6 protein-coding genes, 1 tRNA gene and 3 pseudogenes are annotated in these 10645 nt (G+C 40.0%); 9 read left to right on the top strand and 1 reads right to left on the bottom strand.

All coding sequences use genetic code 11. The features are described 5' to 3' along the window. Nucleotides 1–299 precede the first annotated feature (299 nt). From glyQ to ACE1B6_RS16030, 9 genes and pseudogenes are all read left to right on the top strand, one after another. On the top strand, nucleotides 300–1205 hold the full coding sequence (gene glyQ, locus ACE1B6_RS16065) for a glycine--tRNA ligase subunit alpha (protein WP_413258258.1): 906 nt from the start codon (nucleotides 300–302) through the stop codon (nucleotides 1203–1205). A gap of 75 nt (nucleotides 1206–1280) precedes the next feature. Continuing rightward, nucleotides 1281–1479 (top strand): annotated as a pseudogene (locus ACE1B6_RS30105) (DUF4079 domain-containing protein); the annotation flags it as partial. Then, nucleotides 1475–1624: pseudogene (locus ACE1B6_RS30100) on the top strand (RNA-guided endonuclease InsQ/TnpB family protein); the annotation flags it as partial. The pseudogenes ACE1B6_RS30105 and ACE1B6_RS30100, both read left to right, overlap by 5 nt. A gap of 15 nt (nucleotides 1625–1639) precedes the next feature. Continuing rightward, nucleotides 1640–1921 (top strand): annotated as a pseudogene (locus ACE1B6_RS16055) (DUF4079 domain-containing protein); the annotation flags it as partial. 15 nt (nucleotides 1922–1936) lie between these two features. Beyond that, nucleotides 1937–4231, top strand: coding sequence for a ComEC/Rec2 family competence protein (locus tag ACE1B6_RS16050; RefSeq protein ID WP_413258256.1), 2295 nt, complete (start codon nucleotides 1937–1939; stop codon nucleotides 4229–4231). Between the two features lie 39 nt (nucleotides 4232–4270). After that, nucleotides 4271–4357 (top strand) — tRNA-Ser (locus ACE1B6_RS16045). Between the two features lie 543 nt (nucleotides 4358–4900). Further along, nucleotides 4901–7399 carry an HAD-IC family P-type ATPase gene (locus tag ACE1B6_RS16040; RefSeq protein ID WP_413258255.1) on the top strand — a complete coding sequence of 833 codons (2499 nt, stop codon included), beginning with the start codon at nucleotides 4901–4903 and terminating at the stop codon, nucleotides 7397–7399. Nucleotides 7400–7419: 20 nt separating this feature from the next. Next, nucleotides 7420–8475, top strand: coding sequence for an AI-2E family transporter (locus ACE1B6_RS16035; RefSeq protein ID WP_413258254.1), 1056 nt, complete (start codon nucleotides 7420–7422; stop codon nucleotides 8473–8475). Between the two features lie 182 nt (nucleotides 8476–8657). Further along, nucleotides 8658–9374: an SAM-dependent methyltransferase gene (locus ACE1B6_RS16030; RefSeq protein ID WP_413258253.1), complete on the top strand. Its 717-nt coding sequence runs from the start codon at nucleotides 8658–8660 to the stop codon at nucleotides 9372–9374. 57 nt (nucleotides 9375–9431) lie between these two features. Here the strand turns inward: ACE1B6_RS16030 and ACE1B6_RS16025 are convergent, their stop codons facing one another. Then, entirely contained in the window at nucleotides 9432–10508 is a 1077-nt protein-coding gene (locus tag ACE1B6_RS16025; RefSeq protein WP_413258252.1) for an iron-containing redox enzyme family protein, read from the bottom strand. Nucleotides 10509–10645 lie beyond the last annotated feature (137 nt).

The raw sequence follows: 10645 nt of genomic DNA, 5'->3' as shown, positions 1-10645 counted from the left end.
TTGATTTGATAACTTGACTCTTTCGTTTCCCCGAAAGGAAACTTTTATATTTTTCTTTGACGAGTTTGGCTTTTTTTGGCTTTCAAACTATACTTTTTTCTAGGTTCGGGCGCTCTGGAGTGCTTCACTTTCGCTCGGCTTTCTCTCGACCGCTTTACTAATCTACCAACCTCACAATGGTTTGTCAACTCTTTGGCAAAACTTTTTTGGGGAAGTCCTCAAAGTCCCATCTGGAGGCAGTTTTAGGGCAGAATGAGTGAGTGAGAGAAACAGTTAGAGTACTCAGGTAAGGAAAAGTTGTGAATTTTCAATCAATTATTGCTACTCTGAATCGGTTCTGGAGCGATCGCAATTGTCTAATCGCCCAACCCTACGATATGGAAAAGGGTGCCGGGACAAAGAATCCTCATACTTTTCTTCGGGCACTGGGCCCAGAACCTTGGTCGGTGGCTTATGTGGAACCTTGTCGTCGTCCGGGTGATGGGCGCTATGGGGAGAATCCGAATCGGTTTCAACATTATTATCAGTATCAAGTTCTAATTAAGCCTTCACCAGACAATATTCAGGAAATTTATCTTGATTCTTTAAGGGCTTTGGGGATTCGCCCGGAAGATCATGATGTGCGGTTTGTGGAGGATAATTGGGAGGACGCGGCGGTAGGTGCTTGGGGTACTGGTTGGGAAGTTTGGTTGGATGGGATGGAAATTACCCAGTTTACTTACTTCCAGCAGTGTGGGGGTATTGATTGTCGTCCGGTTTCGATCGAAATTACTTATGGATTAGAACGGTTAGCGATGTATCTCCAGCAAACTGAGGCGATGACCAAAATCCAATGGACGGATGAGATTACTTATGGAGATGTGCATCTGCAAGGGGAGATTGAACAGTGTACTTATAACTTTGAAGCTTCTAATCCAGAATTACTGTTTACTTTGTTCGGTTTGTATGAACAGGAAGCACAACAGTTAATTGCTAGAGGATTGGTTTTGCCTAGTTTGGATTATGTTTTAAAGTGTTCTCATGCTTTTAACTTGCTGGATGCTAGAGGTGTGATTTCTGTGACTGAGAGGACTCGGTATATTGGCAGAATTCGGAATATGGCGAGACAAGTGGCGCAGCTTTATGTGCAGCAAAGAGAAAAACTTGGTTTTCCGTTACTGAAGTCACAACCATCTCTGCAAACACCTGTGGAACTGGTATCTTAATTATTTGGTGAAGTAAGCGGGAAAAATTTTACCCAAGCTGCTCACCATTAATTATTGATGGGATAGTTAGGATATATGACTAATCTGAATGAGCTTTTAGAACCTATTGCGGCACAATTGAGAGGATTGGGTATTCCTGAACCGATCGAACATTGGGGACATCCAGCAATGATGGCGATCGTTATCTTTAGTAATGGGTAGCTTTGTCGGATTAGCAGGATGGCGAGGACGAGTAGTTGCCGATCGAGAAACTGGCATAAAAAGTCTTTCTGACCGCCGCAATTAATATCCTGAAATTAGCATTAAGTACGGTAGGGCATACCGGATCTAAAGCTTGGGGAGATTTGCCCTCTAGCCTAGTTGGAGCCATCCTGCTAGGTTATGGCGAGTCTGTGAACCAAGAATCCTCGCACTTTTAGGGCGAGGAGTGTCAACATCGTAAATTAGCACCTTGGATGTTTTTATTTTTGGCGCTGGGCTACACTGGGGGGCTGCTATCCTTAGTAATGCAACATCAGCCAATTTTGGAAAGTCCTCATTTTTGGACGGGTTCAATTGTGTTGATTTTGCTGGGCATTAATGGTGCGATTTCTATTAGTAAGTTTGGAGGTAACAAATCCGCACTTCGCACAATTCATGCTTATCTGGGAAGTGCTGCGCTGTGTTTGTTATTTCTTCATACAGTGTTGGGATTCAAATTGGGTTTGTCCATTTAAAACTTAACTTTTTCCATGAATTCAGCCAATATTGCTTTTATTCTTTGTTTAGCCTATATCGTTGGGTTGCTATCTACAATATTTCCTTTTCCTTGGGGAGGATTTGCTGTACTAATTTTAGGAATTGTAGCAACGCTAGTTGTGCCTCGATTTTGGCGCAAAGGGCCAAAACCTTGGATTTGGTTAGTAGCTGGAGTGGTGGGATTAGCAGCGGCTTTATATTTTCAGGCGAGGGTACCAAGACCTGCAACTAATGATATTAGCCGGGAAACTGGTGCTATGGAACAGTTAGTTACAGTTAGGGGTACGGTGGAAAGTATGCCTCGCCTGACTCGCACTAGAAGGGCACAATTTTGGTTTCAAGTAAGTCAACTGAATGAGGTAATTGGTAAAGATGGCCCAATAGATTTGGGTAAACCAGTTTCGGGAAAATTATATGTAACTGTGCCTTTGTTGCAAGCAACTGGGTTACATCCTAATCAAAGAATTGCGGTGATGGGTAGGTTGTATAAACCTAAATTAGTTAGTAATCCTGGTGGGTTTAATTTTCGGACTTATTTAGCGCAAGAAGGTTCTTTTGCTGGTTTGTCAGGGCGAAAAGTTGAGTTTTTGACTGAGGAAAAAGGGCCGAAAATTGGTTGGTGGGCGATTCGACAAAGAATTATTCGTTCTCATACTCGCGGTTTAGGTTTTCCTGAAGGGCCTTTGGTGAGTGCGATGGTTTTGGGTAGTCAATCGGTTAATTTGTATCTACCTGTGGAACTTAAAGATCAGTTTACTCGAATTGGTTTGGCTCATACTTTGGCGGCTTCAGGTTTTCAGGTTTCGTTAATTTTATATGTGGTTTTATTGTTAACTAAAGGATTATCTGTACGATCGCAATTTATCGCTGGAGTAATCGCTTTAGGAATTTTTATGGCTTTGACTGGGCCACAAGCACCTATATTAAGGGCAGTGATTATGGGGGCGGCGGCTTTAATTGCGCCATTGTTACAAAGGAAAATTAAGCCGATCGGTTCTTTGTTGTTTGCTGCTACTTTTTTACTACTTTTGAATCCTACTTGGATTTGGGATTTAAGTTTTCAATTGAGTTTTTTGGCAACTTTAGGATTGTTGGTAACAGTACCAGCAATTATTAAAAGGTTGGATTGGATGCCACCTGTTTTGGCAGCAGCGATCGCTATTCCTATTGCTGCTTCTATTTGGACTTTGCCTTTACAATTGTATGTTTTTAAAATCATTTCTCCCTATAGTATTCCCATCAATATACTTACTACACCATTTGTAACTATTCTCAGTATTGGCGGCTTTATTAGTGCAGTTTTGGGGGTGCTTTGGCCGATCGCAGGTGGTTCACTTGCTTGGTTCCTTTATTACCCTACTCATGGGCTGATTTCGTTGGTAGAATTCTTTTATGAGTTACCAGGAAATTCGGTAGCGGTAGGGGCAATTTCTCAATATCAGCTATTAGTTTTATATATTTTAATTGCTTTAGTTTGCTTGTTTAGCTGGTGGCGAAATTATTGGTGGTTTGCTGGTTTGTTGGCAGTAACTTTGATTGTAATTCCGGTTTGGCAAACGCAAACTGCTTTGTTTCAAGCAACTATTTTAGAATCGGGTAAACAACCTATTTTAGTAATTCAAGATAAGGGAAAAGTAACTTTAGTTAATAGTGGTGATGCGAGTACGGCAAGATATGACATTATTCCGTTTTTACAGCATCAAGGAGTGAATAAAATTGATTGGGCGATCGCTACTGATACGATAAATGACGATCGAAGTGGTTGGTTAACAATTTTGGGACATTTACCTATTGCTAACTTCTACAGTAATTCATCGGCTGAAAATGGTTATCCGGGACAAACAGAAATTCAAAAGATTGTGCAAGTACGTCACGGGAATTATCAACCTTTAACTTTAGGTCAGATAATGACTTTTGGCACAACTTTGACTAGATTAATTAATTCCGAAGCCCCAATGTTACAACTTTTAATTGATGGACAAAATTGGTTATTCATCGGATCGTTAAAAGCAGATGAACAAAAACAGTTGTTAATTACGGAAAAGTTCCCTAAAGTTGATGTTCTTTGGACATCGGGAAAACGAATTACAGCAGAGTTGTTAAAGGTGGTACAACCAAAAGTAGTGATTGTCTCTGCGGATGAGGTTGATTTAGAAACTTTGGCAAATGTGAATCAAGCCAAAATTAAGATGTTCGTTACTGGTAAAGATGGTGCAGTTCAGTGGAAACCGAGTGGGACGTTTGAAACTACTTTGGAATTGACAGAAGGTTACAATGTGTTGCTATAAAATTGAGAAATAATGATATAATGATCTATGCTTGCCTTTGGAGAGGTGGCAGAGTGGTTGAATGCGGCGGACTCGAAATTCGCTATGGCGGCAACGTCATCGTGGGTTCAAATCCCACCCTCTCCGTTGAATTCAGTGTTGGGTGGTCATAGCCTCAACCCCCTAAAATTTTCTTGAATTGCTATTTCCCGTTTGACACTCTTTTTTAAATAGTGATACCGGATTAGCTATCTTGCCTGATATTTACATTGAAAACCATCCTCAATATTTCTCTATTGTTAAACCAATTTTCGATCGTATAGATAACAGTTTATTATACCAATTACCTATGAAGATGCGCTTAATTCACCCCACCCCCAACCCCTCCCTGTCTACAGGGAGAGGCTATGATTAAGTGCAATTTTACAGAGAATTGGTATTAGCAGCGACTTGGAGATTTCCCAAGAAGCAGAAGAATTGGGAGCATCCCAATTTTGTAAGGGCGAAGCATTCCGGTAGATAAGCTATTGATTAAAAACAGAGATTTACTACCGGAATGCTTCGCCCCTACAGATATATTTATCAAAATGGGATGCTCCCGAAGAATTGCGATCGCCTTTATTCTAAAAAAAGAAATAATGTTGCATACTATTACCATATTGGCAGCAGTCACCTGATTAATTGGAAATCATGCAATCTACCCAAAGTCAAATTCAAGGACTAACAAATCAAGAAGCGGGTAATCGTCGTGCAGCTGGAAAAGGAAATGATATTTCAATTCAAACCAGTCGCACCTACCGGGAAATTTTGCGGGATAACCTGTTCACTTTCATTAATGGTGCGTATTTTTTCCTGAGTCTGGTGCTGATTGCACTAGGACGTGCTAGTGATGTGCTAGTACTTGCCTTTGTTGTTTTGTTGAATGTGGTAATTAACCTGATTCAAGAAGTTCGGGCAAAACAGAAACTTGATAAAATTGCTTTGATTACTCGCCCAAAAGCTAGCGTGATTCGGGAAGGGCAAGAAAGGGAAATCGATCCAGCAGAAATTGTTGTTGGTGATGTGTTGGTAGTGCGTCCGGGCGATCAGATTGTGGTTGATGGCGCTGTTGTTGGTGAGGGCAATATTAAAGTAGATGAATCTTTGCTGACGGGTGAATCTGATTTGATTGGTAAACAGGCGGGCGATCGAGTTTTTTCTGGTAGTTTTTGTGTCACTGGTACTGCTTTTTATACAGCGGAAAAAGTTGGCGCTGAAAGTCTTGCTAGTAAAATGACTGCTGAAGCGCGGAAGTTTCGCAAGGTTTTGACACCTTTGCAACGTAATATCAATATGATGATTCGTTTGTTGTTAGGTGTGGCGATCGTCCTGGGTACAATTACAGCTTTACGAATGTTTTTAGGCGTAACTTCGATTACTGTAGGTATCCAAAACATTGCTGTAATTGTTGGTTTAGTACCCATTGGTTTATATTTTATGATTACCCTCTCTTATGCTTTGGGGGCTGTACGAATTGCGGAAAAAAGTGCTTTAGTACAACAAGCAAATGCGGTGGAATCTATTAGTAATGTAGATGTGATGTGTTTGGATAAAACGGGCACTCTAACTACAAATCGAATTAATTTGCAAACAGTTTATCCGATCGCGATCGAGCGCACCAAGCTAGAACTAATTTTGGGCAATTATGCTGCCAGTGTCTCTACTAGCAACAAAACTAATGAGGCAATTATTAATGCTTTACCTGCCGAAAAACGCCCAGTGAAAATTGAAGTACCTTTTGGTTCGGCGCATAAGTGGAGTGCGATCGCTTTTGCAGATTCACCAGGAGTTTACATCCTGGGTGCTCCAGAGATTTTAAACAATGCAATGTCACTTCCTGAAAACATTCAAAATTACATTCAAGAAGGTGCTCAAAAAGGATTGCGCGTTCTCTTATTTGCCTACAGTTCCACTGTTACAGAATTGCAAGATTCAGCCGGAAATCCAGAGTTACCGCCTAATCTTGAACCTTGGGGAATTCTTTATTTTGGCGATGAATTGCGATCGGATGCCTATCAAACTTTAGCCGGATTTCGTCAAGCAGGAATTCAAGTCAAAGTTATTTCTGGTGATAATCCTGCAACTGTAGCGGCGTTGGCAAAACAAGCTGGTTTAAGTAATGACATTATTGCTGTTTCAGGACAAGAATTAGCGGAAATGGATGATGCTGTTTTTACCCAAACTGCGGAAAAAAGTACAATTTTTGGCAGGATTACTCCAGAACAAAAAGCTAAATTAGTCCAAAGTTTGCAATCTCGAAATCACTACGTTGCCATGATGGGTGATGGGGTAAATGATGTGCTTTCACTCAAACAAGCAAATGTAGGCGTAGCGATGGAAAGTGGTTCTCAAGCAACTCGCGGTGTGGCTGATATTGTATTACTAAATGATAATTTTAGCGTCCTCCCGAAAATTTTCCTCGAAGGACAACGAATTCGCAATGGAGTTGCTGATATTAGTAAGTTGTTTATGGTGCGAATCTTTTCTTTTATTTTTGCGATCGTTGCTATTGGCATGATTACTTTGTCATTTCCTTTTAGTATTAAAACTGGGACGATCGTCACTTTTCTTACTGTCGGCATTCCACCCTTTTTCGTCACCTTATGGGCAAAACCTCGCAAACCAAAAGGGATTCAAGGAGATTCATTTTTACACTTTGTTCTACCCGCCACACTAACTTTATCTTTGGCAAGTATTCTGGTTTATCTCTTCTTTTTGGCAGAAAACATTACACCTATTTTGCAATGGTTTAGAGGTGAAATTCCTGTAGAAGAAATCGGAAACTTGATTACAGTTGCGGAAATTGTGAGAGCACAAAGAATTGCTGAAACAGCATTAATCACAATGCAGGTGTTTGCCGGATTACTTTTACTACCATTCCTCAAACCACCAACAACTGTATTTGTAGGTGGTGAACCTTTAAGCCGAGATTTGCGTTACTCTTTATTGGCTGGTAATGTTTTATTAGTTTATTTATTGATTTTGGCAGTGCCATTTTCGCGGAACTTTTTTGAAATTTATCCTCTTGATTTCATTCATTATTTAGGGATTGGTTTAGTTGCCTTAATCTGGGCTGTTGTTTTGCGGTTTGCCTGGAGGAATGCTTTACTCGATCGCTTTTTAGATATCAAAATTAGTCCGTTTCAGTAAAATTATCTTTTTTACTCTTTATGCGCCCACCGTTATTACCTCAGTCATCATCTCATTGGTGGCAAAACCTCAATAACTCTACTCTTTTACGGTACATTTTGCTGTTTGGCTGTGGTTGGATTACTGTCATTTTGATTAATTATTTCTACAGTACGATCGCTCTTTTTACAGCCGCAGCTATTTTTGCCGCTCTCTTAAATTATCCGGTAGTTTTGCTATCACGTTATATGCCGAGAGCAGCGGCTATTACCATTACCTTTATTGGCGCAATTATCCTATTAACTGGGTTGATTGCGATCGTTGGATTGCAAGTACTAAGTCAGGGACAAAGTTTAATCTCTGATATCGGAGATGTCCTAAATCAGCAAAACTCTTTGCCGTTTCGGGATGTTTTGAAACAAGTAGATATCGGCAAAGTAGTTGATACTTTAAAAACAGGTTTGGCAACTGGTTTAGTCATTTTGCAAAGCATCTTTTCCAGCGTTTTTATCGGAGTTTTTGGGGCAGTTATTAGTTTATATATGCTAATTGATGGCGGTAAACTTTGGCGTTCTGGTCTAAAATTTCTCCCAGAAGCTTATCGCGATCGCTTTGCCATCACTTTTGAAAAAAGCTTTCTCGGCTTTATCCGCGGACAATTACTATTAATGTTGTTTCTCTCAACTACTACTCTTTTGATTTATCCCTTTTTAGGAGTCGAATATTCCCTAATTTTGGCAATTATTATTGGCTTAATTGATGCAATTCCTGGGATTGGCGCAACTCTGGGAGTCATAGTAGTTACTTTTTTAGTATTTGCCTCTCAAGGTATCGCGGTAGCTCTGAGAGTGTTGATTGTCTCCATTGTGCTAATTCAAATTCAAGATAATTATATACGTCCTAAAGTTATGGGGGATGCACTAGAATTAAATCCAGTTCTTCTATTTTTGGCTTTGTTTATTGGTGAACGAATCGCTGGATTATTAGGAATCTTTCTGTCAATCCCGATCGCAGGTATGATTGCTCTCTGGATACATTCAGATCCAGAAAACAAAACTCCATTATTAGTAGAAACTCCCGATGAAATTTCCAAGTAAGAGGAAAAATTTTCTTCGGCAAAAATCTTGTTATTCCGATCGCAAATCCAAAAATTACATATCTTTTCATCTAACTAATTTTCATCTAACTAAGGAGGAATATATACTTATAGTTCCCATGATAGATGTTGGTAACATTACTTACAAATTAAGTTTTGTATAGTTCCTTATTTAAGAGATGTATGCTTACCACTTCTCAGCCGTTAAAAGATGTTTTCTTTTGTCCCGAAGAATCCCATTTTTATTCCCACTGCTTAGAAACATTAGTTTTGCAGAATTGTGTTAATTCGGAATCGATTTTAGAATTTGGTTCTGGGGATGGGAGTCCAGTTATTAAGTCATTGCTGAGAAGCGAATTTGACGGAATTATACATGGATTTGAGCTTAATAGTTTAGCTTGTCAAGTTGCCGAGTCAAAAATTAAAGAGTATCAGTTGGGCGATCGCTATATCATCCACAATCGTTGCTTATTTGATGCTGCTAAACCTGATGCCACTTATCTTGTATCAAATCCGCCCTATCTTCCAGCATTAGATAACAAACTTTACCAACCCTTATTACACGGAGGAATCGAGGGAATTACTGTTACTAAAAAGCTTTTGTCTTTAAACTATCAAAATGTCTTAGTTCTAGTTTCTAGTTATTCAAATCCACAAGGATTAGTTAACTATGCTCTAGCAAATGATTACGTGGTTTCCGATTTCGCTATTTCACCTCTACAATTTGGGTATTATAGCTCTGAACCAAAGGTTAAAGACAGAATTCAAGAATTACGCCGAAATAACCGGGCTTTTTACTCAAAAAATATCTACCTTTTGGCAGGTGTTTTATTTACAAAAGAGTCGGTTTCTTCAGGTAATTTATCTACTGAGTTAGTCAAGTTAATGACTAGTTTGTAGTTTTTTTAAAGATTGTGAGATGGTGCGTTAGTGATAACATAACGCACCTTACACTATTTATAATTGTTCGGCTTGGCGTACTGATTTGGTTACGGCAGTGCCAGCCCGATCGCTCAAAAACCGCTGTCGATCGTAACCAAAAACTAACTCCCAAGCATCAGCGGGATACTGTTCTACCAGTGGTAAAGCAACATCATCTAACATCCAGCGACCGTGCAGTTCGTCTACTTTAATGTGTAGATTCCAATAACTCATCGCTGCTGTTGATAATCCTAGTCGTTCGCCAGCGGCTTGGTAGTTGCGGAAGGTGGCTGGGACGGAAAGTTCTCCGTAAAGCAGTCCGCCAATGTAGCGCAGGAAGTAGCGTTTGCGTTCAGTTAGCAGAAAACTATGATTAATTACGGCTAGAAGTTGCCAAGGAACTAAATCAAAATATGCCTCTGGTCGGGAGAGCATTCCTAGTTCTTCCAGCATAGTTGTAAAGTGGGAAGAGTGCTTGCGGTGAAGGCGACCACCACCGTATTCTTCGATTAGTAATCGTGTTAATACGGAATGGACTTCGTTACCGACTCCGCCGAGAGTGCGGGAAAGTTGACTTGCTTCCACTAAGCCATCGAGAGATCCGATCGCAATCAAACGCCGATAACCTGTTTCGGTGACGCGATCGCGATAAAATAAATCATCCGCAGACACTGGAGGATCGACATCAGCATTAAAGCGATCGCACAGTGCTTTTTTAATATCATCTATTTGTTGATATTCTTCTAAATCGAATTGTGCTGTTTCCCACTTTTGCCAAGCTTCCTCGATTTGGTCAAGTACTTTTTTTAAGTAAAGCGATCGCTCATTAGTGTAGTGCCGCAAATCATCATACCAAAACAGTTTTAAACGATTAATTCGATAGAGAATGCGCTGCAAAAAGAGATGTGCTGAATCATTTTCAGTTGCTTTTATGTAAGCAGTTTCAATTGCTTGATTCAGGGCTTTTTCAAATTCACTGGCGCTGACTAACTGTGCAGCTAGTTTGCTGTCTAAATCTTCTGTTTCCAGCAGTTGAATGAATTTTTGCTCGGCGCGATCGTACTCTGTAGGTAGTAATTGATTTGTTGGTTTAGCCTCAATATTGGAAATCATGAATCTTGTTCGTTCTCGTCTCAATATCTACGATTCTCGAACATCGTTACAGTTTGTTACATCTACCTGAGAGAGAGTTATCTGAAAAATCCTTAAACTTCCAATTCACCGACTACTAAAATCGTTAACTCAGTAAC

The sequence above is a fragment of the Floridaenema fluviatile BLCC-F154 genome, from assembly GCF_041929135.1.
Lineage (GTDB): Bacteria > Cyanobacteriota > Cyanobacteriia > Cyanobacteriales > Aerosakkonemataceae > Floridanema > Floridanema fluviatile.
The sequence above is the reverse complement of the archived record's forward strand: the minus strand, read 5'-3'. Positions and strand labels throughout refer to the sequence as shown.

Coding starts and splice junctions, on each gene's coding strand:
- ACE1B6_RS16050 (WP_413258256.1), top strand. CDS start 1,937: ATGAATTCAGCCAATATTGCTTTTATTCTTTGTTTAGCCTATATCGTT.
- ACE1B6_RS16025 (WP_413258252.1), bottom strand. CDS start 10,508: ATGATTTCCAATATTGAGGCTAAACCAACAAATCAATTACTACCTACA.
- ACE1B6_RS16030 (WP_413258253.1), top strand. CDS start 8,658: ATGCTTACCACTTCTCAGCCGTTAAAAGATGTTTTCTTTTGTCCCGAA.
- ACE1B6_RS16035 (WP_413258254.1), top strand. CDS start 7,420: ATGCGCCCACCGTTATTACCTCAGTCATCATCTCATTGGTGGCAAAAC.
- ACE1B6_RS16040 (WP_413258255.1), top strand. CDS start 4,901: ATGCAATCTACCCAAAGTCAAATTCAAGGACTAACAAATCAAGAAGCG.